General features: G+C 74.9%; 22 protein-coding genes and 1 pseudogene. 7 read left to right on the top strand and 16 right to left on the bottom strand.

Translation table 11 applies throughout. From position 1 onward, the window contains the following. Window positions 1-137 precede the first annotated feature (137 nt). From BLU95_RS09615 to BLU95_RS09600, 4 genes are all read right to left on the bottom strand, one after another. Entirely contained in the window at window positions 138-1,157 is a 1,020-nt protein-coding gene (locus BLU95_RS09615) for an ABC transporter substrate-binding protein (RefSeq protein ID WP_093859640.1), read from the bottom strand. 104 nt (window positions 1,158-1,261) lie between these two features. Then, window positions 1,262-2,266: an ABC transporter ATP-binding protein gene (locus BLU95_RS09610; protein WP_093859639.1), complete on the bottom strand. Its 1,005-nt coding sequence runs from the start codon at window positions 2,264-2,266 to the stop codon at window positions 1,262-1,264. After that, complete coding sequence (locus BLU95_RS09605) at window positions 2,266-3,423, bottom strand: FecCD family ABC transporter permease (protein WP_093859638.1); 1,158 nt, start codon at window positions 3,421-3,423, stop codon at window positions 2,266-2,268. Before BLU95_RS09605 ends, BLU95_RS09610 begins: the two co-directional genes overlap by 1 nt. Further along, window positions 3,420-4,409, bottom strand: coding sequence for a FecCD family ABC transporter permease (locus BLU95_RS09600; protein ID WP_093864751.1), 990 nt, complete (start codon window positions 4,407-4,409; stop codon window positions 3,420-3,422). Before BLU95_RS09600 ends, BLU95_RS09605 begins: the two co-directional genes overlap by 4 nt. A gap of 234 nt (window positions 4,410-4,643) precedes the next feature. Between BLU95_RS09600 and BLU95_RS09595 the strand changes: the two genes are divergently transcribed. Both BLU95_RS09595 and BLU95_RS09590 read left to right on the top strand, forming a co-directional pair. Further along, on the top strand, window positions 4,644-5,465 hold the full coding sequence (locus BLU95_RS09595) for a (2Fe-2S)-binding protein (RefSeq protein WP_231978495.1): 822 nt from the start codon (window positions 4,644-4,646) through the stop codon (window positions 5,463-5,465). A 45-nt stretch (window positions 5,466-5,510) separates the two neighbouring features. Beyond that, window positions 5,511-5,912, top strand: a complete 402-nt coding sequence (locus BLU95_RS09590) for a VOC family protein (RefSeq protein ID WP_093859637.1) — start codon at window positions 5,511-5,513, stop codon at window positions 5,910-5,912. A gap of 172 nt (window positions 5,913-6,084) precedes the next feature. Here BLU95_RS09590 and BLU95_RS09585 read toward each other — a convergent pair whose 3' ends face one another. The 8 genes from BLU95_RS09585 to BLU95_RS09550 all read right to left on the bottom strand — a co-directional run bounded on the left by BLU95_RS09585 (window position 6,085) and on the right by BLU95_RS09550 (window position 12,904). Beyond that, window positions 6,085-6,792: a bleomycin resistance protein gene (locus tag BLU95_RS09585; protein ID WP_093859636.1), complete on the bottom strand. Its 708-nt coding sequence runs from the start codon at window positions 6,790-6,792 to the stop codon at window positions 6,085-6,087. Between the two features lie 334 nt (window positions 6,793-7,126). Beyond that, window positions 7,127-7,726, bottom strand: coding sequence for a GNAT family N-acetyltransferase (locus BLU95_RS09580; RefSeq protein WP_093859635.1), 600 nt, complete (start codon window positions 7,724-7,726; stop codon window positions 7,127-7,129). A 115-nt stretch (window positions 7,727-7,841) separates the two neighbouring features. After that, a complete protein-coding gene (locus BLU95_RS09575; RefSeq protein WP_093859634.1) occupies window positions 7,842-8,186 on the bottom strand; it encodes a hypothetical protein in 345 nt (114 codons plus the stop codon). Between the two features lie 154 nt (window positions 8,187-8,340). Next, the gene (locus BLU95_RS09570) at window positions 8,341-8,730 is read right to left on the bottom strand and encodes a hypothetical protein (RefSeq protein WP_093859633.1); all 390 of its coding nucleotides are present in this window, start codon (window positions 8,728-8,730) and stop codon (window positions 8,341-8,343) included. Next, a complete protein-coding gene (locus tag BLU95_RS09565) occupies window positions 8,727-10,286 on the bottom strand; it encodes a hypothetical protein (RefSeq protein WP_093859632.1) in 1,560 nt (519 codons plus the stop codon). Before BLU95_RS09565 ends, BLU95_RS09570 begins: the two co-directional genes overlap by 4 nt. Further along, a complete protein-coding gene (locus BLU95_RS09560; protein WP_093859631.1) occupies window positions 10,283-10,663 on the bottom strand; it encodes a type VII secretion target in 381 nt (126 codons plus the stop codon). Before BLU95_RS09560 ends, BLU95_RS09565 begins: the two co-directional genes overlap by 4 nt. Before the next feature lie 286 nt (window positions 10,664-10,949). Beyond that, the gene (locus tag BLU95_RS09555; protein WP_093859630.1) at window positions 10,950-12,035 is read right to left on the bottom strand and encodes an ABC transporter substrate-binding protein; all 1,086 of its coding nucleotides are present in this window, start codon (window positions 12,033-12,035) and stop codon (window positions 10,950-10,952) included. Between the two features lie 80 nt (window positions 12,036-12,115). Further along, entirely contained in the window at window positions 12,116-12,904 is a 789-nt protein-coding gene (locus tag BLU95_RS09550) for a MerR family transcriptional regulator (RefSeq protein ID WP_093859629.1), read from the bottom strand. A 168-nt stretch (window positions 12,905-13,072) separates the two neighbouring features. On the opposite strand from BLU95_RS09550, the gene BLU95_RS09545 reads away from it, so the two are divergent. From BLU95_RS09545 to BLU95_RS09535, 3 genes are read left to right on the top strand one after another with little or no spacing between them, the layout of a single operon-like run. Next, window positions 13,073-14,926 carry a flavin-containing monooxygenase gene (locus BLU95_RS09545; protein ID WP_231978493.1) on the top strand — a complete coding sequence of 618 codons (1,854 nt, stop codon included), beginning with the start codon at window positions 13,073-13,075 and terminating at the stop codon, window positions 14,924-14,926. After that, window positions 14,923-15,906, top strand: coding sequence for an alpha/beta fold hydrolase (locus BLU95_RS09540; protein ID WP_093859628.1), 984 nt, complete (start codon window positions 14,923-14,925; stop codon window positions 15,904-15,906). Before BLU95_RS09545 ends, BLU95_RS09540 begins: the two co-directional genes overlap by 4 nt. Then, window positions 15,903-16,823 (top strand): SDR family oxidoreductase, encoded by a 921-nt coding sequence (locus tag BLU95_RS09535; RefSeq protein ID WP_093859627.1) that lies wholly within the window; start codon window positions 15,903-15,905, stop codon window positions 16,821-16,823. The genes BLU95_RS09540 and BLU95_RS09535 overlap by 4 nt, the downstream gene beginning before the upstream one ends. 62 nt (window positions 16,824-16,885) lie before the next feature. Here BLU95_RS09535 and BLU95_RS09530 read toward each other — a convergent pair whose 3' ends face one another. The 4 genes and pseudogenes from BLU95_RS09530 to BLU95_RS09515 all read right to left on the bottom strand — a co-directional run bounded on the left by BLU95_RS09530 (window position 16,886) and on the right by BLU95_RS09515 (window position 20,204). After that, window positions 16,886-18,067 (bottom strand): serine hydrolase domain-containing protein, encoded by a 1,182-nt coding sequence (locus BLU95_RS09530; RefSeq protein WP_093859626.1) that lies wholly within the window; start codon window positions 18,065-18,067, stop codon window positions 16,886-16,888. Window positions 18,068-18,074: 7 nt separating this feature from the next. Continuing rightward, window positions 18,075-18,961, bottom strand: a pseudogene (locus tag BLU95_RS45815) (DUF6895 family protein). A 47-nt stretch (window positions 18,962-19,008) separates the two neighbouring features. Next, on the bottom strand, window positions 19,009-19,833 hold the full coding sequence (locus BLU95_RS09520) for a hypothetical protein (RefSeq protein WP_093859625.1): 825 nt from the start codon (window positions 19,831-19,833) through the stop codon (window positions 19,009-19,011). Window positions 19,834-20,015: 182 nt separating this feature from the next. Further along, complete coding sequence (locus BLU95_RS09515) at window positions 20,016-20,204, bottom strand: hypothetical protein (protein WP_093859624.1); 189 nt, start codon at window positions 20,202-20,204, stop codon at window positions 20,016-20,018. Window positions 20,205-20,379: 175 nt separating this feature from the next. Between BLU95_RS09515 and BLU95_RS09510 the strand changes: the two genes are divergently transcribed. Together BLU95_RS09510 and BLU95_RS09505 are read left to right on the top strand one after the other, a co-directional pair. Further along, window positions 20,380-21,153 carry an SDR family NAD(P)-dependent oxidoreductase gene (locus tag BLU95_RS09510; RefSeq protein WP_093859623.1) on the top strand — a complete coding sequence of 258 codons (774 nt, stop codon included), beginning with the start codon at window positions 20,380-20,382 and terminating at the stop codon, window positions 21,151-21,153. Between the two features lie 315 nt (window positions 21,154-21,468). Next, complete coding sequence (locus tag BLU95_RS09505; protein WP_093859622.1) at window positions 21,469-23,283, top strand: ABC transporter ATP-binding protein; 1,815 nt, start codon at window positions 21,469-21,471, stop codon at window positions 23,281-23,283. The last annotated feature ends 115 nt before the right edge of the window (window positions 23,284-23,398 follow it).

Below are 23,398 nucleotides of genomic sequence, written 5' to 3'. Positions count from 1 at the left end.
GCGGGCGGGCGAGCGCGAGGAGCGAGCGGGAGGGGCGAGCGGGAGGGGCGGGCGCGGGCGGGCGCGGGCGGTCCGGGGGACGGCCGTCGGCCGTCCCCCGGCCCCCTCGCCGCCCGTCCGGGCGTGGGCCCCCGGGCCTACTTGGGGGCGTCGACCCCCGCGGCCTTGGCGATGTCGGCCAGCATGGCGTCGGCGGCCTGGACGCCGATGCCCGACATCCAGGTCTCGTCCGGCACGTTGAACACGTGGTTGTTCGTGACGGCGTTCAGGCCCTTCCAGACCGGCGTGTCCTGGACCTCGCTCTGCTTGGTCTTGGACGGGTCGTCGGCGACGGTGACGAAGACCAGGTCGGCGTCGGCCTGGTTGATCTGCTCGGCGCTGACCTCCAGGATGTTCTGCTCCACCTCCTGGGAGGCCGGGCGGGTCAGGCCGACGTCCTTCAGCACGACACCGCTGAAGGAGGCCTTGGCGTAGAGGCGGGTCGGGCCGGCCACGAACCGGACCACCGAGGCGTTCGGCATGGTGCCCTCGTTCTTCGCCTTGATCGCCTCGCCGAGCTTCGCGGCACGGGCCTCGTAGTCGGTGAGGGCCTTCTTGGCCTCGGCCTCCATGCCGAGGGCCTGCGCGTAGAGGGCGAGGTTGGCCTTCCACGGGAATCCGGTGGTCTCGGCGAGCACGGTCGGGGCGATCGCGTTGAGCTTGTCGTAGACCTTGGCGTGCCGGACCTTCGAGGAGAGGATCAGATCGGGCTTCAGGGAGGCGATCAGCTCCAGGTTCGGCTCGTTCATCGGGCCGACGTCCTTGGTGTCCTTGATCTTGTCCTTGAGGTAGTTCGGGAAGCCGCCCTCGGTCTTCATGTGCGGGGAGACCGCGCCGACCGGGGTGATGCCGAGCAGGGTGACGTCGTCCAGCTCGCCGCTGTCCAGGACCACCACACGCTTGGGCCGGGCCTTGATCTCGGCGGTGCCGGCCGCGTGGGCGACGGTGCGCGGGAAGACGGCGGCGGCACCGGCGGCGGCCGTGGCTTCGCCGGCCGGCTTGGCGCTGTCGGCGGCCTTGCCGTCGCCGTTGCTGCCGCAGGCGGCGAGCAGGGTGGTGGAGAGGGCGACGGCGAGCACGGCGACGGGCAGTCTGCGGGCGCGGGCGGAGCGGTTCATGAGGGGTTCCTTGTCTCTGTTTCGGGGCAGGGCGGGGCGCCGGAACGACCCGCGCGGGGCGGGCACGGCCGGAGGCGGGGGGAACGGAGCCCGGGAGGGAAGCCTCAGCGCTCGGTAGCGGCAGAGGTCGCCGGGGCGGTTGGGGCGGCAGAGGTCGCCGGGGCGGTCGGGGCGGCGGCGACCGCCGGGGCGGCCGCGGCGGTGGCCCGTCTCGACCGGGCCCGGGGCACGATCAGCGGAGTCCCGGTCTCCGGATCGGGCACGACCCGGCAGGACACCTGGAAGACGCTCTCCACCAGTTCTGCGGTGAGGACGTCCCCCGGCGCCCCGGCGGCCGCGAGCCGGCCGTCCTTGAGGACGACCAGGTGGTCCGCGTACCGGGCGGCCTGGCCGAGGTCGTGCAGCACCATGACGACCGTCCGCCCGGCCTGCGCGTGCAGGTCGGACACCAGGTCGAGGACGTCGAGCTGGTGCCGCAGGTCGAGGAAGGTGGTCGGCTCGTCGAGCAGCAGCAGGTCGGTGTCCTGGGCCAGCGCGAGCGCGATCCAGGCCCGCTGCCGCTGGCCGCCGGAGAGCCGGTCCACGTGCTGGTCGCGCAGTTCGGCCATGCCGGTGCGGGCGAGCGCGTCCTCCACCGCGGCCTGGTCGGCCTTGGACCACGGGGTGAGCATGCGCTGGTGCGGGAACCGGCCGAGCCGGACCAGCGCCTCGACGGTGACGGCCTCCGGGGTGACGGGCTGCTGGGGCAGCAGGCCCATCCGCCTGGCGAGCGAGCGGGCCGGCATCCGGTGGATGTCGGAGCCGTCCAGGGTGACGGTGCCGGCGGCCGGGTCCAGCAGGCGGACGAGGCCGCGCAGCAGGGTGGACTTGCCGCAGGCGTTGGGGCCGACGACGGCGGTGACGGCGTTGCCGGGCAGTTCGAGGTCGAGGCCGTCCACGACGGTCCGGTTGCCGTAGCGCAGGGCGAGGCCGTGCGCGGCGAGGCGGTTCGCCGACCGGTCGGCGTCCGCGGCGCCGGTCGCGCCGGTCGCGCCGGTCGCGCCGGTCGCGCGGGTCGAGCCGGGTGCGCCGGTGGTGGCCTCGGCCGCGGTGGTCACGTCGGGGGTCATCAGCTGTTCCTCCGGGGGAGCCGGCCCTGGCGGATCATCAGCACCAGGAGCCAGGGCGCGCCGAGGGTGGCGGTGACGGCACCGACCGGCAGGCCGTGGACGGGGATCACATGGAGCACGAGGAGGTCGGAGGCGAGCAGCAGCAGCGAGCCGGTGAGGGCGGTGAGGCCGAGCGTGCCGAGGGTGGGCGGTCCGGCGAGCAGCCGGACCAGGTGCGGCACGGCGAGCGCGACGAACGCGACCGGCCCGGTGAGCGCCGCGGCGAGGGAGGCCAGGGCGATGGTGAGCAGGAGCAGCAGGACGCGGTCGCGCCGAGGGTCGAGCCCGAGCCCGCCGGCCGAGTCGTCGCCGAGGTCGAGGACGGCCACCCGGCGCTGGGCGAGCACCACGGCGGCGGTGGTCAGCGCGATGGCGGAGCCGCCGATCCAGACCTCGTCCCAGTTGCGGCCGTAGAGGGAGCCGGTGGTCCACTGCATCGCGGAGGAGGCCAGCTCGGCCGGGAACCGAACGATCATCAGATTGACGGCGGCGGCGAGGCCCTGTTGGACCGCGAGCCCGACCAGGACCAGCCGGGTGACCGCCATCCGGGAGCGCCAGGCGAAACCGCCGAGCAGCAGTGCGGCCACCAGTCCGCCGCCCAGTGCGGCCGGCGGGACGAGTTCCTGCGAGGCACCGGTGGCGAGCACCAGGACCGCGCCGAACGACGCGCCGCCGGTGACGCCGATGGTGTCCGGCGAGGCGAGCGGGTTGCGGAACAGGCGCTGGAGCATCGATCCGGCCACCGCCAGCCCGGCGCCCGCGATCAGCGCGGAGACCACGCGCGGGGCACGGAACTCCTGGACCACCAGCACGTTCCCGGGGTCGCCGGATCCGGCCAGCGCGCTCAGCGCCTCCCAGACCGTCATCCTGACCTGCCCGGTGCCGAGCGCGATCCCGGTGAGCAGGACGAGCAGGACGGCGGCGACCACCGACCAGCCGGCGGTCCGGGCGCGGCGCCGGGCCGCGGAGGTGCCCGGTACCGGGGCGGCGGAACGGGCCGGGGCGGCGCCGTCGCCGGCGGCCCCGCCGGGAGTCCGGTCGAGGGGGCTCCGGCTGCCGGGGGTCCGGTCGCCGGGGGTCCGGTCGCCGGGGTTCCGGTCCAGGGCGGGGGCGTTCATCGGGTCACCTTGCGGGCCAGGACGGCGAGCAGCGGCGCGCCGAGGAAGGCCGTCACGATGCCGACCTCGAGTTCGGAGGGGCGGGCCACCAGCCGGCCGAGCACGTCGGCGGCGAGCAGCAGCACCGGACCGGCGATCAGGCAGCCGGGCAGCAGCAGCCGGTGGTCGTTGCCGAGGAACGGCCGGACCAGGTGCGGGGCGGCCAGTCCGATGAACGCGACCGGCCCGGCGACGGCCACGGCGGACCCGGCGAGCAGGACGACGGCCAGCCCGCCGACCACCCGGATCCGGGCCACCGGCACGCCGAGCGACTGGGCGCTCTCGTCGCCGAGCGCCAGCGCGTTGAGCGCGGGCGCGACGGCGAAGGAGGCGAGCAGGCCCAGCGCCAGGAACGGCAGCACCGGCACGAGGGTGTCCAGGTGCCGGCCGGCGACCGACCCGGCCAGCCAGAACCGGGCCTCGTCCAGGGTGCGGTGACTGGCCAGCATCAGCGCGGAGGTCCACGAGGTGAGGACCACCGTGAGCACGGTGCCGCCGAGCGCGAGCCGGACCGGGTCGAGGTCTCCGCCCTGCCGGGACATCGCGTACGCGGCGACGGCCGCCACCGCCGCTCCGGCGAAGGCGAACCACACGTACTCGACCGGGCGGGTCAGCCCGAAGGTGTAGATCGCGGCGACCACGGCGAAGCTCGCGCCGGCGTTGATGCCGAGGGTGACCGGCGAGGCGAGCGGGTTGCGGGTGACGCCCTGGGCGACCGCCCCGGCGACGCCGAGCGCGGCCCCGACCGCGAGGCCGATGAGCGTCCTCGGCACCCGAAGGCCGGTCACCACATCCGCGTCGCCGCCGTGCTGACCAGCCGTCAGGGCGTCGACCACGGTCCCCAGCGGTATCGTGCGGGAGCCGAGGGCCAGGCTCAGCGCCGCACACAGCGCCAGAAGCCCGAGTCCGGCGACCAGCACCAGGGGGAGCCGGGCCGCTGAGCGGATTCTCGGTGCCGGGCTCGGACGGGCCGGCGGATCGGTGGTGAGCACGGGGCGAGATATTAGGTTAGGTATACCTAAGTCAGTCAAGTCGCGGCTGGATTGGTACGTACCGGGCGAGTCGGGGCACGGACGGCCGGGGTGGCGCGAACCGGCCGGTGAGTGCCTATAAGGTGAGGCTCACCTAACACGATCTCGGGAGTGCCGGTGATCTTCTCGGGTCCGCCCCTGCCTGCCGCCGTGCCCGTCGCACCACGTCCCGCGAATCCGCTGGACACCGACTACCGGCTGCTGCTCGACCTCTGCCCGGTCCTCCGGGTGCGGCTGCTCGCGGCCGACGAGCCCGCCCCGGCGCGTGCGCTCGGCTGGTACTCCGCCGTGGAACTCGCGACCGATCCGGACGCGCTGGCCGCGGCGCTGGCCGGCGAGGCCGCGCGGATCGCCCCGGTCGCCGCCGGGCACGGCACCGCGCCGCGCCCGCACGTCGCCGCCTCCCGGCTGCTGCACCACTACCTCTGGTCGGTCTGCGTGCTGATCGCCGGACCCTGGCGGCTGGCGGGTCGCGTCCCGTCGATCGACGGCGCGAACCTGTGGTTCCACGCTCCCACGGGTGATTTCGCGCTGCGCCCGGACGCCCACGTCACCCTCCCGGGCGAGGACGAGCTCCGGGCCGAGCTGCGCGCCGCCGTCGTCACCCACGTCGAACCGCTGCTGGCCGCGTTCGCCGCTCCCACCCGGCGCGGCACCCGGGCGCTGTGGGGCATGGTCACCGACGACCTCGCCTCGGCGATCTGGTACCTGGGCAAGCGGCTCGACGAGTCGGCCGGGTCGGCGGTCCCGGCCGAGGAGGACGCCGCCGTCGCCGCCGCGGCGGCCGTGCTCCCCGGTCGCACCGACCCGCTCCTCGGCGCCGCGGACTTCCGCGTCCTGTGCGGGGGGGACGGCCGCACCCACCACACCCGGACCCGCCTCGGCTGCTGCCTCTACTACGCGATCGAGCCCGGCCGGGCCTGCGTCACCTGTCCCCGCACGGGGGACGAGGAGCGCCTGCTGCGGCTCTGAGGGACCGCCGACGGACCCGGGGCCACCTCGGTAGGCTCGCTCGTCGTGATCGACTCCACCATCCACGTCCGCGTCGCGAGGCCGTCCCGGGATCTCGCGGCGGCCGAGCGCTTCTACGTCGACGGCCTCGGCCTGGCCGTCCTGTGGCGCACCGCCGACCACGTCCCGGGTGAGCACGACCTCCTCATGGTCGGCCCGCCGGGCGGCGGTTGGCACTTCGAGCTGACCCACGACCCCGAGCGGCCGATCGAACCCGCGCCCACCGTCGACGACCTCTTCGTCGTCTATCTCGGGGTGCCGGTGGACGAGGCGCTGGTCCGGCGCCTGGAGGCCGCCGGTGGTACGCGGGTGCCCTCGCACAATCCCTACTGGGACGAACACGGTGTCACGGTCGCCGATCCGGACGGCTACCGGCTGGTGCTGTGCACCCGGCTCTGGGTGTCCTGAGCGTTCCGGGCGCCCGCCCCGATCGGCGGTGCGGCCCTGCGGCCCCTGTGGCGGTGCGGCAGTGCGCAGTGCGGCGGCGCGGGGGCCGGTGGACGGATGGCGGACTTCTCACGGTCCGTCATCCGTCGTCGCTGGTAGGTCGGTTGTCGTCCTTCGTGCGGGGTCGTTCGCGTCAGGCCGGAAGATCCGCGAGGTGCTTGAGCTCGTCCCGGACGGACTCCCGCTCCTCCGCGGTGAGCCCCTCGGCGGTCGAGCCCGCCCGCCGGGTGAAGGCTTCGGCGCTGGCGCCGTCCGCCAGGCGGTGCGCCAGGTCGGCGCGCAGCGCCAGGATGCGGAACAGCAGCACCGGGGCGGGCGGCCCGTCCGGTGATTCCAGTGCCCGGTCCAGCACCCGGGCGGCCGCGGCCGGGTCCTCCTGGGCGTCGGCGAACAGTGCGGCGTGGTGCAGCGCCTTCGCGAACGGCTCCTCGGGGGACGGGCGGTGGTGCTGCCCGGCCCGGATCGGCTGGCCGATCCGCAGGCAGTTGCCGCCGGGGTCGGTCATCAGGAACTCCCGTACGCCGGAGAGCGTGTCGGCGATCGCCCCCAGCCGGGGCAGGCCCTGGCTCGGCACCCGCCCGTAGGCGGACCGCAGGCCCTCCTGGAACGCCGCGTGCAGCGCGTCCACGTCGTCGGTGCGGACCAGGCAGGTGCTGTGGCTGGCGTCCGGGTCGTACTGCTGCATGCCGAAGAAGTGCAGCTGGATTCCACCGCGTTGGACGACCGCGTAGGGGTCGGGACTCAGCTGATGGTCAGTCACTTCGAAGCCCAGTGCGGTGTAGAAGTCGAGCACCGGTGCGAGGGTCTGGCAGGGAAGGATCGGTACCGTCGATTCGGCCATGCTCGCTGACTTTACCCCTGGTTGACCGCGAAACGGACGCTTCCGCTCAGATGTCGCCCCGGGGGCGGCCGGGTTCGCGCACCGGGTGCGGTCACCGGCGGCCGGGCCGGGCGTGCGGCGGGACGACGCTCGACGGGCGGCGGTGGCAAGTTGTTCGACCATCACCCGCGCCCCGGTGGCACCTTCGTCCCGGACCCCGTCCGCGTCGGCGAACCCGTTGCGCCGGTACAACGCCTCGGCGGGTGTGTTGCCCACCGGCACGGCGAGCCGCAGCGAGGTCCGGCCCGTCCAGGGTGCCCGTCGGCGGCGCCCGGGAGCGGACGCGACCCCGCGGCTACCCGACGACGGCGGTCGCGCCGGTGGCTTCGGGGGCGTCCGGTGCGGAACGGCGGCGCGCCTCCCACTCCCGGCGGAGCAGGCCGAACAGCAGGCGGTCGTAGCGGACCCCGGCGAGCAGCACGGCGTCCCTGCGGCGCCCCTCCTCCTGGAAGCCGAGCCGGGCGAATGCCCGGGCCGCCCGGGTGTTGCCGCTCCAGGTGTCCAGTTCCAGCCGGTTCAGCGGGAACATCCCGAACAGGTGGTCCACCAGCAGACCGAGGGCCTCGGAACCGTAACCGTGGTCCCAGAACTCCCGTTCGCCGATGAAGATCCCGACCTCGGCGACGCCTTCGTACGGGTCGACACCCCGGTAGTCGACCATGCCGATCGGGCGGCCGCCGGTCTTCTCCTCCACGGTGAGGACGCCGCTCTCGCGCGGGTCGAGGCGCAGGATCCGGCCGAAGCGGTCCGCCAGCGCCTCGGCGGTGGTCGGGCCGAAACGCGGGTCGCCGGCCGCCGCCAGCCGCACCACCTCGGGGTCGTTGCGCCAGCGGAGCTGGTGTTCCGCGTCCTCCGCGCGCAGGGCGCGCAGCCGTACCGCCGTACCTTCGATCATGATCGGATGGTAGGCCCCGCGTCGCGTTCCCGGCACCCGCGTTCCCGGCACCCGCGTTCCGTGCGGCCGGGCACCGCCGTCCCGGGGCTCCGCGACCCGGGGGCGCCGGGGCCCGTCAGCCCACGGTGACCCGGACCTCCTTGCCGGCCAGCGCCCGGCAGGAGGCCGGGTTCTGCGCCTCCTTGCAGCTCGCGAGGTCGACGTACCGCCAAGTGAGCGTGGTGGTCCCGGTGGCGGTGGCGGTCCAGCTCTGGCGGACGGTGTGGCCGCAGCCGGCGGTGTTCGGCGCGCAGGTGCTCTGCTTGCTGTCCGCGTCCCGGCGCAGCAGCGCGGTGTCGCCCCCGTCGACGAGCCGCCAGCCGTGCGGCAGCGGCGCGACCCGCACGTCCACGCCGACCGTCCGGCCGACGGCGAGGTGGACCTCGCTCGGCTCGAACGCGGGCTGCTTTCCGCCGCCCACCGCCTCCGCGTCGAGGTCGGGGGCAGGGCCAGCAGGGCGGCCGGGGCGGCCTCGCCGGAGCCGCTCGACGAGCAGCCGGTCACCCCTGCCAGTCCCGCGCCGACCACGAGGGCCGCCAGGGCGGTGGTGGCGGCGGTGCGGGCCGTGCGCCTCCTCACGCCGTCCCTCCCGCCCGCGCGTCCCGGCGCAGTTCGATCAGCGCGGCGACCTCGGCCAGCCAGCGCGCGAACAGGTGCTCGCGCCCCACGTCGGCCCCGGTTGCCGCCGCGGCCCGCAGCCAGCCGCGGACGAGCGCGGTGCCGGGCTCGCCGATCACCGGCTCGGGCAGCGCGAGCGCGGCCCCGAAGCCGCCGGCCCGCACGTGCCGGGCCAGGAAGCCCAGGGGGTACGGGCCGATGCCCGCCGCTTCGGCGCGGTGCGCGGCGGCGATGGCCGCCTCGGTGAACAGGGCCTGGCGCGGACCGCCGGCCAGCAGCAGACCGCGGGTGACGGCGGCGGGCACGTCGAGGTCCGCCAGCTCGGCATCGGACCGGACGGTGGTCATTTCGGCAGCTCCAGGGCGGTCGACTTGTCGAGCGGGTGGTCGCCGGGGGTGAGTCCGCCGAGCCGGCTGTTGATGAACTGCTCCTCCGTCACCCAGGAGGTGAAGCCCCACGGGTTGTAGATCTGGAGCTTGTCGCCGTCCCGGCCGATGATCATCATCTGGTGGCCGGAGTCCTCGTTGCGGACGGTGATCGGCACCGGCAGGCCCTCGTCGACGGACTTCTCGATCCGGGCCACCGCGGCGCGCCGGTCCTCGTCGCTCTTCAGCTCGACGTGCTCGTAGTCGGCGCCGGTCGCCCGGCCGAGGTCCTTGTCGGCGAGGTAGGTCTGGGCGGTGGCGCCGAGCCCGGCGTCGACCTGCGGGTAGACCTTCTTGTTGCCGTCGGCCCGCTGGCCGTCCCGGTACTCGCCGAGGTAGGCCTCCTGGAGGCGCTGACCGAAGTTCTCCGGCGAGTCGGCCCCGGGGGTGTCGGGCGTGCCGCCGGTGGTGAGCCGGAACATCAGCAGCGGGTCCAGCTTGGCCTGCGCGATGACGGTGGAGGCGGCCACGCAGTCGCTGACGTTGCGCTGCGAGTAGACGCCGTAGCCGTCGATGCTGACCGGCTGCCCCTGGTAGGTGACGTCGAGGTTGTCGGAGGACTCGCGCCGGGTGTCGTCGGTGGACGTGGCGGGTACCAGGTGCTGGGCCAGCCAGGCCGGATCGTCGCCGTGCGGGTGGATCTGCGCGTCGAACCGCTGGATGTCCGCGACCGGGTGCCCGGCCGCCAGCGCCTTCCACAGGTAGGCGGACTCCTCGGGGGACCTGGCGCCGGAGAGCAGCGCGCGGAACGCCGCCTGGTCGGCGCCGGTCATCACGCCGAGCACCTGGTTCGCCCGGTCCAGCTGGTTGGGGGTGAGGATGTAGTCGCCGTCCTCGCCCGCGCCGGGGTTCTTCTCGGTGGCCAGCACCACCGCCGCCAGCGGGTCGATCGAACCGTCGCCGGCCCGCGCGGCGCGGGCCCGGGCGGCGAGCTGGCCGAGCTTTCCGGCGGTGCCGGTGCCGCAGCTCTCGGCCCGCCGTGCGGCCGCGAGCCGGGCGTCGACGCCGGCCAGCGCCGTCTCCCGGGCGCCCTGGTCGAAGCCGGCCGGGTCGTGCCGGGCGCGTTCGCCGGCGTCGTGCAGCTGCTGGCGGCCCTGGGCGTCGGTGGACTTCGCCCACTGCAGGTCGTTGGCCCAGGCGTCGAGCACCTTGGCGGCCTCGGCCAGGGTGTCCTTGGAGGTCGTGGTCTCGGCCGACATGGCGTGCACCGCCTGGGTCGCGTGCTCGGCGACCGAGCCCGTCCACACCGAGGGCAGCTGGTGGGCCGCCACCCCGGACAGATCGGTGGTGGCCTTGGCGAAGGAGGCCGCCGCCTTCGCGTAGTCCTGCGCGCGGGTGCGGACCGCCGCCGGGTCGCCGACCGGCTCCGGGACGGCGAGCGCCTCCTCGATGCCCTGCAGCAGGTGCAGGTTGGCCAGCACGAACGTGAACTGCTCGATGCTGTGCCGCGCGTGCTCCAGATCCTTGACCTTGCTCACCGGCCGCCGCCGGCGGGCACCAGGCCGGAGGCGACGGCGTGCTCGGTGTCGCGGTAGTTCGCCGTGGTGGTGGCCATCTTCTCGGACAGCTCCTCCAGCGCGCGCTGGGTCACGCCGATCTCCTTCGACCAGGCGGTGTCGAAGGCGGACCAGGCGCGGTCCACGCCGAACTCGCCGAAGGCGGTGGACGCGTAGCAGACCGAGCCCGCGTAGGCCGTCCTGGCCTCGGCGATGTCGGTGGCCGTGCGGCCCAGTTGCTCGGCGACGCCGTTCAGGCCGCCCACATTGACGTGGTAGCCGTCCTGGCCGGCCGATCCGCCGGTCCCGGAGCCGTTGACGGTGCCGCCGGCGGGGCCGGGCACTGTTCCGTCGCTCATGTTCGTCGTTCCCCCCGTGCTGCGGGCCGTCCGCCGGCCCGGGTCGGTCGGCGCCGCAGTGGTCCGCGCGGCAGCCGAGCGGAGAGCCTAACGCCTGCCGCGGGCCGGGGGCCCCGCACGCCCGGCCCGCCGCCCGGGACCCGCGATTTCTTCACGCGGGGAGCGCGCGGGCTCCGCTTCGGGCCGCCCGTCCTTGGGGCGCTCTTGGGGTTCCGCGTCCGCGTGGACCGGGTGGGCAGGGGGCGCTCTCGGGGTTCGGCGTCCGCGTGGACCGGGTGGGCAGGGGTCAGCCGACGAGGTCGTGCCGCATCCGATCGAGGATCAGGCCCGCCCCGGTGTAACCGATGCCGAGCATCCAGAGGTTGTCGTCGACCTGGTGGACCCGGCCGCCGCGCACGGCGTCGAGGCCGTTCCACAGCGTGCCGCCGACGATCCTGGCCTGGTCGGACTTCGCCGGGTCGCCGTAGACCGAGTAGAAGATGACGTCGGCCGCGGCCTGGTCGACCTGCTCGGGGCTGATGTCCAGGGAGAAGCCGGGCTTGTCCTGGTTGGCGGGGCGGCCGAGGCCCACGTCGAGCAGGATCGAGCCGATGAAGGTGTCGTTGAGGTACAGGCGGGTGGGCGCGCCGGCGAGGAACCGGACCATCCCGACCTTGAGCGCCGCGGCCTTCTCCGGTCCGCCGAGTGCGGCGACCAGTTCGGCGGCCTTCGCCCGGTACGCCTGTTCGGCGGCCGCCGCCTCCGCCTGGCGCCCGAGCGCCTCGGCGTGCAGCCGGACGTTCTCCTTCCAGGCCGGTCCGGTGGTCCTGCTCAGCACGGTCGGCGCGATCCTGGACAGCTCGTCGTAGCGCTTGTCGTCGCGGACCTGGTTGCCGAGGATCAGGTCGGGGTGGAGACCGGCGATCACCTCCAGCTGGGGCGAGCCGATGACGCCCACGGCCTTGACACCGGTGAGGCGTTCGGCGGGCAGGTAGGCGGGGAGCGGCGCGCCGGCGGCGACGGTGGTGGCGCCCACCGGGATGAGGCCCAGGGTGACGGCGGAGTCGAGCGCGTCGGTGTCCAGGACGACGACCCGGCGGGCCCGCGGTGGCACGGTGCTCTCGCCGCGGGCGTGCCGCACCGTGCGGGGGGTGCCGGTCGTGCCGACGGTGTCGGTGTCGGTGCCGGTGCCGGTGCCTCCCGCCGTGCCCGGCCCGTCGGCCGCCGCCGGGCCGTCGGACCCGCAGGCGGTGAGCGCCGCGCCGGCCGCCAGCCCGGCGGCCAGCACGAACAGTCCGCGACGGGTCGGGGCGAGGCGGGCGGGGGCGGACCCGGCGGGGCCGGAGCGGGTGGGGGCGGGAAGCGAACGGCGGTGGACGGGGGCGTCGGGCATCGGGCGACTCCGTTCGGGCGGCAGGCGGCGAGGCGGCTGATCCCTGCCCGGTGGCACGGATCGTTACGCCTGCGCGACCGTCAGTCGCTCTCCCGGTGCTCCAGGCGCTGCCGCAGCAGTTCGTCGTACTCGGCGTGCACCCGGCGGTCCATGGCCAGGGCGAACTGGGCGTCGGTGACCGTACGGGCGAGCGGGCGGATCCGGAGGATCTGCTCCGTCAGCCGGGCGGCCTCGCCGGGCGGCAGGGGGGTGTCGGCGGACAGCGCGCCGAGCACGTGCTCGCGCACCAGGGCGGTGAAGATCTCGGCTATCGCCGTCACGTGCTCCTGGGTCCGCCGGCTCGCGGCCAGCACCACCGACAGCGGTACCCCCTCCGCCACCAGCGCCGTGGTGGCGTCCATCAGGCGGCGGCTGATGTGGGTGATCCCGTCGTCCTCGACGGTGATGAAGCCCTGGTCGATGGACTCGGCGGTGTTCTCCTCGGTGAGCTGGTCGCCGAAGGCCGCCTTCAGCTCGTCCCAGTCGAGATGGACCGCGGTCTCGTCGGACCAGGGCGCGACGAGGGCCGCCTCCAGGCCGATGAGATCGGCGACGTCCCGCCCGCTCTCGCCGGCGCCGATCAGTTCGGCGATGCCGCCGAGGGTGTGGCCGCGGTCCAGCAGCTCGGCGATCATCCGCAGCCGGGACAGGTGGGACTCGCCGTACCAGGCGATGCGTCCCTCCTTGCGGGGCGGCTGGAGCAGCTTCCGCTCGCGGTAGAAGCGCAGCGTACGGGTGGTGATCCCGGCCGCTTCGGCCAGCTCCTCCACCCGGAACTCGCGTTGTCTGTCCTCGGGGGCAGCTTCGACCTTGTCCACGGCGCTCAGCATAGGACCGGCGCCGCCCCGATCGGAGCGGTCGGGCTTCTTCCATCAAGTGTCAACAAGGGCTACCCTGCCAACCGTGCCAGTGATTGCTGGCACGGTTGGCGTGATCCGCGCCGCGCCGAGCAGCGGCGACGTGCGCCCCACGGTCCCCCACCCCCAGGAGGACGCCGCATGGCATCCAGCACCAAGCGCCCCCGCCCCCGAGCCTCCGAGGCGCCCGCCCAGGACCGGTCGCGCACCGCACCCGGGGCCGTCGAGCCGGACGCCGTCGCGCCGGAGGCGGTCGAGCCGGACGTCGTCGCGTCGGAGGCGGTCGCCTCCGAGGCCGCCGAGCCGGGAGCCGTCGAACCGGAGGCGGTTCCGCACGTCCGGGTCGCCGTCATCGGCTCCGGCTTCGGCGGCCTCGGCGCCGGCGTCCGGCTGCGCCGCGCCGGCATCACCGACTTCGTCGTCCTGGAGCGCGCCGACTCGGTCGGCGGCACCTGGCGCGACAACAGCTACCCCGGCTGCGCCTGCGACGTCCCCTCGCACCTCTACTCCTTCTCCTTCGCCCCCAACCCGGACTGGCCGCGCAGCTTCTCCGGCCAGCCGGACATCCGCGCGTACCTGGAGAAGGTCGCCGACGTCTTCGGCCTCCGCCCCCACCTGCGCTTCAACGCCGAAGTCACCGAGGCCCGCTGGGACGTCGAGCGGACCCGCTGGCAGATCACCACGACGGCCGGCCGCTGGACCGCCGACGCCGTCGTGGCCGCCGCCGGACCGCTCGCGGACCCGCAGATCCCCGACCTTCCGGGCCTGGACTCCTTCCCCGGCAAGGTGTTCCACTCCTCCCGCTGGGACCACGACTTCGCCCTCGAGGGCAAGCGTGTGGCGATGGTCGGCACCGGGGCCTCCGCCGCCCAGATCGTCCCGGCGATCCAGCCGCAGGTGGGGAAGCTGACGGTCTTCCAGCGGACCCCGGCCTGGGTCCTGCCGCGCCGGGACCGGGCGATCACCGAGCTGGAGAAGCGGCTGCACACCCGCTTCCCGATCACCGCGAAGGCCCGCCGGGGCACCCTGTTCGCCCTGCGCGAGCTCCAGGTGGACGCGTTCGTCCGGCGGCCCGGCCTGCTCAAGCTGGTCCAGCGGCTCGCCGAACGCCACCTCGCCGACGGCGTCGCCGACCCGGCCCTGCGGGCCAGGCTCACCCCGGACTACCGGATCGGCTGCAAGCGGATCCTGCTCAGCAACACCTACTACCCGGCCCTCGCCGCCGCCAACACCGAGGTGGTCCCCGCCGGACTGCGCGAGGTGCGCGGCTCGACCCTGGTCGCCGCCGACGGCAGCGAGCACGAGGTGGACGCGATCGTCTTCGGCACCGGCTTCCACGTCACCGACATGCCGATGGGCTCCCGGGTGTTCGGGGCCGACGGCACGAGCTTCGCCGAGAAGTGGAAGGAGGGCATGGAGGCCCTGCGCGGGTCCACCGTGCACGGCTTCCCGAACTTCTTCTTCGTCATCGGCCCCAACACCGGGCTCGGCAACAGCTCGATGATCCTGATGATCGAGTCCCAGCTCAACTACCTGATCGACGCGCTGACCCGGCTAGACGAGATCGGCGCGACCGCGATGCAGCCCACCGCCCGGGCGCAGCGGCGCTGGAACCTCGAACTCCAGCACCGGATGGACCGCACGGTCTGGAGCACCGGCGGCTGCCGCAGCTGGTACCTGGACAAGAGTGGCAAGAACACCGTGCTCTGGCCCGGTTCGACCACCTCGTTCCGCCGTGCCACCCGCAGGGTGGACCTGACCGAGTACGAGCTGATCCTCCGCAGCGACGACCGGGCCGCGCCGTCCGGGCCGTCCGGGCCGTCCGCGAAGTCCGCTCAGTCCGGGTCGTCCGCATCATCCGTGCCGTCCGTGCCGTCCGTGCCATCCGCGTCGTCCGTGCCGTCCGCGTCGTCCGGGCCGTCCGTGAAGTCCGTATCGTCCGCACAACCGGGGCCGTCCGCGGCCGCCACCGGGACCGAGGAGGTCATGGCATGAGCCGCCGTCCGATCCCCGCCGACTGTCTCCAGCCGGTACCCGCTGAGGAGTTGGCCGTCCGGTCGGCCGACGGCACCCGGCTGCACGTCGAGGTCCACGGACAGCCGGGGGCGCCCACCGTCCTCCTCGCGCACGGCTGGACCTGCACGACCCACTTCTGGGCGCCGGTGATCCACCGGCTCGCCGACCGCTACCGGGTGGTGGTCTACGACCAGCGGGGCCACGGCCGGAGCGAGATCCCGTCGAGCCGGGCCCGCTACTCCACCCGCGCACTGGCCGAGGACCTGTCGGCGGTGCTCACCCGGGTGGTCCCGGAGGGCGAGCGGGCGGTACTGGCCGGGCACAGCATGGGCGGCATGACCGTCATGGCGGGTGCCGCCCGCCCCGAGGTCGCCGCGCGGACGGCGGCCGCCGTCCTGATCTCCACCGGGCCGTCCGACCTCCTCTCCGAGGTGCGGATCGTCCCGGACGCCGTCCGCCCGCCGGGGCTGCGCCGCTTCCTGCACCGGCAGGTGCTGCGGTCCCGGCTGCCGCTCGGGCCGGTCGGACCGGTCAGCCGGGCCGGGCTCAAGTACGCGATCATGGGCGCGCAGGCGCCCGCCGGGCGCACCGAGGTGGCCGTCCGGATGGCGCACGCCTGCCCGACCGGCGTGCGCGCCAACTGGGCGCGGGTGCTGGACCGGCTGGACGTCCGCCCGGGGCTGGCCCGCCTCGCCGCGCCGACGGCCGTCGTGGTCGGCGCCGAGGACCGGCTCACCCCGCCGGTGCACGCGCACCGCATGGTGGCGGCGCTCACCGACCCGCAGGGGCTGCTCCTGCTGCCCGGGGTCGGCCACATGGCGCCGCTCGAGCGGCCGGCCGAGGTCGCCGCCGAGATCGACCGGATGGCGAGCGCCCACCTCCCGGCCCGGCCCGTCGCCGCCGGTACCGACCAGCCCGCCGCCGCCACCGCCGACCCCGAGAGGACCGCCGTCGCATGACCGCCACCCCACCGCTCTCCGCCCAGGTCGCCGTCGTCACCGGAGCCGCGCGCGGCGTCGGCGCCGCCCTGGCCCGCAACCTCGCCCGGCGCGGCGCCAAGGTCGCGCTGGTCGGCCTGGAGCCGGAGGAGCTGAAGGCCGTCGCCGCACAGTGCGGCCCGGACGCCACCGCCTGGGAGGCCGACGTCACCGACGTCGTGGCGCTCACCGCGCTCGCCGGGCGGATCGAGGCGCACTACGGCCGGATCGACACCGTCGTCGCCAACGCCGGCATCGCCCTCGGCGGTCCGCTGCTGGACAGCGACCACCGGGCGTTCAGCCGGGTGATCGAGGTCAACCTGCTCGGGAGCGTGGCCACCGCCCGGGCCTTCCTGCCCCTGCTCGCCGAGAGTCGCGGTTACCTCCTGCAGATCGCCTCGCTGGCCGCGCTGACCCCGGCGCCGCTGATGAGCGCCTACTGCGCGAGCAAGTCCGGCGTCGAGGCGTTCGCCCACGCGATCCGGGCCGAGGTGGCCCACCAGGGCGTGAAGGTGGGTGTCGGCTACCTGAGCTGGACCGACACCGACATGGTGCGCGGGGCCGACGAGGACACGGTGCTCAAGCAGATGCGGTCCCGGCTGCCCTGGCCGGCCAACAAGACCTATCCGCTGGAGCCGGCGGTGGACCGCCTGGCCGCCGGGATCGCCCGGCGCTCCGCGCACGTCTACGCCCAGGCGTGGCTGCGCGGGATGCAGCCGGTCCGCTGGGCCCTGCCGTCGCTGATCGCCGCGGTCGGTTCGCGCGACGTGGCCAGGCTCGCGCCCCAGCTCGCCGCCACCGCCGCCTCCCGCCTGCGCCCGGTCGGCGCCGGCGGTGCGGCCGACAGCGCGGCCCGTTCCGACCGTTCCGGCCACTCCGACCGTTCCGGCCGGGACTGACGGTCGGCGTCCGGTGCAAGGCGTCCGGCTGACGGCCGGTGGGTCCGCGGACCCACCGGCCGTCAGCCGTCGTCCGTCGCCTCCCCGTCCGGCCGGGCGAGCCGCTTGAAGGTGTCGTAGGCGGTCTGGTTGAACGAGGACCGCAGGGTGGGGCCGGTGTTGGTGAGGGCGGCGACCGCGGTGGCGGTCTGCGGGCAGAAGCCGACGAACGCGGTGAAGCCGCGGGTCGCGCCGGAATGGAAGAACAGGTCGCGGTCGTCCGGCGCGCGGCGGTGGTTCCAGACCAGGCAGACCTCGTCGCCGGTGCGTGGCAGCCGCAGCCGGGGTCGCCGCACCTCCCGAAGGGCGTCGCCCAACGGCCCGCCGTCGGGCTCCAGATGGGCCCGGAGGAAGCGCAGCAGGTCCGCGCCCCCGGCCCGGACCGCGCCCGCGCCCGGGAGGGCGGGGATGCGCCAGGGCGGCAGCGGCCGCCCGAGGCGGTGGCCGATCGCGTACCCCGGCGCGTCGGGGGAGCAGCTGAGGGTCCCCAGCCCGAGCGGGCGGCCGATCCGCTCGTCGAGCAGCCCGGCGTAGTCGGGGCCGCCGCCCGCCTCGGCGAGCAGCCGCCCGAGCAGTCCCACGCCGTAGTTGGAGTACCAGTACACCTCACCGGGCGGGCGGCGCACGGTGGTTCGGGCCAGTGCCGCCCACAGCCGCTGCTCGTCGTAGGCGGCGTAGGGGTTGCTGTTCCAGGCCGGGACGGCGGCGGCCAGCAGGCCCGGCGGCTGAACCGGCAGACCGGCGGTGTGGGTGGCCAGGTGGATCAGCCGGATCGGTCCGCCGCGCCGGACGTCGGGCGGCCGGCGTCCGGCCGGGAGGTGCCGCCGCACCGGGTCGTCGAGGGCCACCTCGCCGCGTGCCGCCAGCTCGGCCAGCAGCAGGGCGGTGAAGGTCTTGGTGACGGAGCCGAGTTCGTAGCCCGTGTCGGGTGTGCACGGCCCGCCGTCCCGGGCGGTCCGACCGTGGCAGTGGACGGCGGAGCGCTCGCCGCGGGCCACCGCCAGGGTCACGGCGGTGGCGTGCGGCCCGGCGGCGCGCACGAGTCCGGCGAACTGCTCCGCCCCGGGCGAACCGGGTCCGGGACCCCCGGCCTCCCCGGCTCCCTCGGCTTCCGCGACTCCTTCGGCTTCCGCGACGCCCTCGGCCTCTGCGGCTCCCGGGATGCCTGGGTCCGCCGCGCCCGTCCCCGTGACCGTCCCGCTCATCGCGCCCTCAAGCCGGGACCGCCGCGCCGCCGAGCGCGCGGGAGAGCGTCACGGTGCCCGCGACCACCGCGACCACGGCCGTGTGCTCGTGGTCCCGGAACGCCTGTTCGGGGTCGTCCGAGACCGGTTCCGCGCTCTCCCGGGGGATCAGCCCGTCCTCGCGCTGGATCGCGGCGAGCGCCTCCCAGCCCTGGGCGCCGGTGACCGGCTCCCCGATGCAGGAGTCCGCCACGAGCAGCTCGCCGACGAGGTCCCACTGGCCGACCTCGAGCCAGGTGTCGACCCAGACCGGCAGCCAGTTGCGGACGTAGTCGCGCATCGGTTCGGGCATGCTCTCCGGCCGCGCGCCCCAGTCGGTGAGATGGAAGACGGCGTGGGTGATGTGGTAGCCGGTCAGCCAGTCGATCGCCCAGGGCTCGGGGTGGCGCCGAGCCAGGTCCGGGCGGTGAGGGCGGGCCAGTCGTCGGGCTGGTTGCGCAGCCCGATCACCCGGCGCGCGTTGGCGAGGGCCAGCCTCCGGTTGGGCATCATCTCGATGGCCTGGATCCCGCGCACCTTGGTGAGCGATTCCAGCAGTTCCTCCAGCGCCGGGTGCCGGTAGCCGGACCGGGCGAAGTGGACGTAGGTCTCCAGCGGGTCGGTCATCACCGGGTAGCGCAGCAGCCGCTCGTACAGGAGGTTCCCCTCGCGCAGCTGGGACCAGCCGAAGTCCAGGAGTTCCCGGGCGATCCGGGCGTCCTCCGGTCCGGTGACGCCGTCGCGCAGGACGAGCGAGGCGGCGAGCGCGGACTCGGCGAGGGGCTTGTAGGCGTTGTTCGGGTCGGCCAGGTCGATGGTGACGTCCTCGGGCAGTCTGCCGAAGCCGCGTTCGTGGCAGTTGTGCAGCCAGGACATCGCCCGGGAGCCCAACTGCTGTGCGGTGGCGAGGATCCGGTGGTCGGTCATGACGCTCCTCCGGTCAGCAGGCGCTCCGCGACGGCGAGTTCGAGCGCGGTGCGGGCGCTGCCGTCGCCGACGGCGCGGATCCGCTCCAGCACGGGTTCGACCTCCAGCGGCAGTTCCCGCCCGTCGGCGGCGAGCCAGGCGAGCCAGCGGGTCAGCCGTGCGGCGACGCGGTGGTCGCAGCGCAGGAGGGAGCGGACGGCGCCGCGGGACAGGGCGAGGGCGTGTTCGCGGGCGGCGTCGTGGACGGGCCCGTCGAGGCCGGGCAGGGCGAGCGCGGAGAGCTGGGCCATCCGCACCGACCAGGCCTGCCAGGCGTACGGCTCCGGGTGCGGGGCGTGGCCGGGCTGCGGTGCGCCCCGGGCGCTGTCCTCGCCCGCGGCCCCGGGGAGCGGGGCGTCGGGGAGCAGGGCGTCGGCGGCGGGCCCGAGCGCGCGGGCCAGCAGAACGGCGGTGCCCCAGTCCCGCCAGGCGGTGACCAGGGCGGCGCCGGCGGCCCGCTCCTCGTCCGCGTCGGCGGGGCGGTCGGTGGAGGGCGCGGGCGCGGGTGCGGGGAAGGCGGACGGGGGGAAGGTCCGGTGGGCCTCCGCGAGCAGCAGTACGGCCTGCTCGTCGGGCCCGGTCGCACCCAGGACCTGCGGTGCGAGGACGTCCGGCCCGAGCACCCGGGCGGCGGCGAGGACCGGACGCGGCACGGGGCCGGTACCGGGGAAGGCGGGCGCGACCGCACCCCCGGCGCCCCGGAGGGCGTCGAGGGTGCGGCCCGCCAGCCGCTCCACCGCTGCGGCGTATTCGTCGCGGAGCGCGAGATCGGCGGTCGGCATGGTTGCGTGCTTCTCCTTGGGGGCTTCGCGGTGTCACGGGGCCGCGGCGTGTTCGCGCGGCGGCCGTACCGGGGTCCCGGCCGGCGGCCTGCCGCCCCGGCCGCCCGGCCTGTGGCCGAGGCGGGACCGGAGGGCTGTGGCGCGGCGGGACTCCGCGCGTCGCCGGGCCGTGTCGGGGCCGACTACCGCGTCTTCTCCTTCGGGGGCTTCGGCGACAGCAGCAGCGCGCCTGCCAGCAGCAGCAGCGAGGCGGCTTCCGGACGGTACGTGGGCGCGTCGCTGACGGTCGCCTCGTCCTCCGTGATCAACATGCCGAGCGCGTCGATCTCGCCCTGGGTGGCGAGCGTGGTTCGGGTGGTCTGAGCAAGCATCGGGTGCCTCCTCATCGAAGTTCCGCCGCCAGGCCCGGCGGCGCCCCCTCGAACGACGATACGAGCACGAACCGTCCGGCGCCACCCCGGCACTGTCCGTGACGGTGGTCACGAAGAGGCATCGCGCTGCCGCACGGCGCTGTCGCCGGTACTCGGGAGTAGGTACGGTCGCTGCATGACCACTGCCTTGATCACCGGCGCGACCGCCGGCATCGGAGCCGCCTTCGCCCGGCGCCTCGCCCGGAGCGGCTACGGACTCGTCCTGGTGGCCCGGGACACCGCGCGGCTGGAGGGTTCCGCCGCGGACCTGCGCGGGAAGTTCGGTGTGGAGGTGGAGGTGCTCACCGCCGACCTCGCCACGGACCGGGGCATCGCCGACGTCGAGGCCCGGCTGTCCGACGACGCCCGCCCGGTGGACCTGCTGGTGAACAACGCCGGCTTCGGCAACCGCGGCGCCTTCGCCACCGTGCCGCTGCAGGACGAGCTGGACATGCTGAAGGTGCACGTCGAGGCGGTGCTGCGGCTGACCACGGCCGCCCTGCCGGGGATGCGCGAGCGCGGACGGGGCGCGGTCGTCAACGTCGCCTCGGTGGCGGCCTTCCTGCCGCGCGGCACCTACGGTGCGAGCAAGGCCTGGGTGGTGAGCTTCACCCAGGGGGTGATGCGGGACCTCGGCGGAACCGGGGTGCGGCTGATGGCGCTGTGCCCGGGCTTCACGCACACCGAGTTCCACGAGCGGGCCGGCATGGGCACCGGGAACATCCCGTCCTGGGGCTGGCTGTCGGCCGAGCGCGTGGTCGAGGAGGCCATGCGCGACCTGGCCCGGGGGCGTTCGGTGTCGGTGCCGAGCAAGCGCTACAAGGCGGCGGTGGCGATCGCGCGGGTGCTGCCGTCCGGCAAGCTCGGCGGGGTCTCCTCCAAGGCGGCCCGGACGTACCGGACCACCTGACGGGTCCGTGTCCGGTCGGCGGGCGCGGGTCCGTGTGGCCGGTTCGTGTCCGGCGGACGGTTGCGTGTCCGGCCGGCGGTCGTTCGTCCATATGACGGGTTCCCGCTCGGTGGCGGACGGGCGGACGGACGGGCGGACGGGCGGGCAGGCCGGCAGGCGGGGTTCCGACCGGTATAGCGGAGGCCATCTCACTATTAGCTTTGCTAACTATGAGCCTCTCTCGTTATGCTGGCGATCGCCCGACCGCCCACCCGCCGCCGGCGTGCGCCCCCGGGCGCCGCGCCCCCGCGCCCGTCAGAGGGAGGCTGCCCCACCGTGCGCCCAGAAGGCATCCAGTGGACCCCGCCCGCCCGCACCGAGAACGACCCGCGCCCGCCGACCCAGTGGCGGCGCATACTCGCGCTGTTCCGCCCCTACCGGGGCCGCCTCGCCCTCGTCGGCCTGCTGGTGGCCGCCTCCGCCGTGGTCTCGGTGACCACGCCGTTCCTGCTCCGCGCCGTGCTGGACACCGCGATCCCGCAGGGCCGCACCGGCCTGCTGACCGTGCTGGTGCTCGGCATGGTCGCCACCGCCGTCGTCAACAGCGTCTTCGGCGTGCTCCAGACGCTGATCTCCACCACCGTCGGCCAGCGGGTCATGCACGACCTGCGCACCGCCGTCTACGGCCACCTCCAGCGGATGTCGCTGGCCTTCTTCACCCGCACCCGCACCGGCGAGGTGCAGTCCCGGATCGCCAACGACATCGGCGGCATGCAGTCCACGGTGACCTCCACCGCCACCTCGCTGGTCTCCAACTTCACCGCCGTGGTCGCCTCGGTGGTCGCCATGGTGGCGCTGGACTGGCGGCTCACCGTCGTCTCGCTGGTGCTGCTGCCGGTGTTCGTCTGGATCAGCCGCCGGGTCGGCAACGAGCGCAAGAAGATCACCGGCGAGCGGCAGAAGCAGCTCGCCGCGATGAGCTCGGCGGTCCAGGAGTCGCTGTCGGTCAGCGGCATCCTGCTCGGCCGCACCATGGGCCGCACCGACTCGCTCGCCCGTGAGTTCACCGGCCAGTCCGACCGGCTGGCCGACCTGGAGGTCCGCGCCTCGATGGCCGGCCGCTGGCGGATGAACACCATCCAGATCGTGATGGCGGCGATGCCGGCGGTGATCTACTGGGCCGCCGGCATGACCGCCGCGGGCGGTGCGCCGATCGTCTCGGTCGGCACCCTGGTCGCCTTCGTCTCGCTCCAGCAGGGCCTGTTCCGCCCGACCATCAGCCTGCTGGCCACCGGTGTCGCCGTGCAGACCTCGCTCGCGCTGTTCCAGCGGATCTTCGAGTACCTCGACCTGACCGTGGAGATCGACGAGCCCGAGCACCCCGTCACCCTCGGCGAGATCCGCGGCGAGGTCCGCTTCGAGGGCGTCGACTTCCGCTACGACCCGGAGCAGGAGCGGCCCACCCTCGGCGGGATCGCGCTGCGGATCCCGGCGGGCGGCTCGCTCGCGGTGGTCGGCGAGACCGGCTCCGGCAAGACCACGCTCAGCTACCTGGTGCCCAGGCTGTACGACGTCACCGGCGGCCGGGTCACCATCGACGGCGTCGACGTCCGCGAGCTCTCCTTCGAGACCCTGTCCCGCGCGGTGGGCGTGGTCTCCCAGGAGACCTACCTCTTCCACGCCTCGGTCGCCGACAACCTGCGGTTCGCCAAGCCGGACGCCACCGAGGAGGAACTCGTCGCCGCTGCCGCCGCGGCGCGGATCCACGACACCGTCGCCGCGCTGCCGGACGGCTACGACACCCTGGTCGGCGAGCGCGGCTACCGCTTCTCGGGAGGGGAGAAGCAGCGCCTCGCGCTCGCCCGCACCATCCTGCGCAATCCGCCCGTGCTGATCCTCGACGAGGCCACCAGCGCGCTGGACAACAGCACCGAACGCGCCGTCCAGGAGGCCATCGACACCCTCGCGGAGGGCCGCACCACCATCACCATCGCGCACCGGCTCTCCACCGTGCGCGGGGCCGACCAGATCGCGGTCCTGGAACGCGGCGAGGTCGCCGAACTGGGCAGCCACGAGGAGCTGCTGGCGGCGGACGGCCGGTACGCGGCGCTGCTCCGGCGGGAGGCTCCGGTCGCGGCCGTCGCTCGCTGACGGGGCGCACCCGGGGCGGGGGTCCGGCTCCGGGCGAGCGGCGCGGGCCGGGCGGGGGTCCGGCTCCGGGCGAGCGGCGCGGGCCGGGCGGGGGTCCGGCTCCGGGCGAGCGGCG

Origin of the sequence: Streptomyces sp. TLI_053 (genome assembly GCF_900105395.1) — a bacterium.
GTDB lineage: Bacteria > Actinomycetota > Actinomycetes > Streptomycetales > Streptomycetaceae > Kitasatospora.
This window is presented reverse-complemented; position numbering and strand designations above follow the sequence as displayed.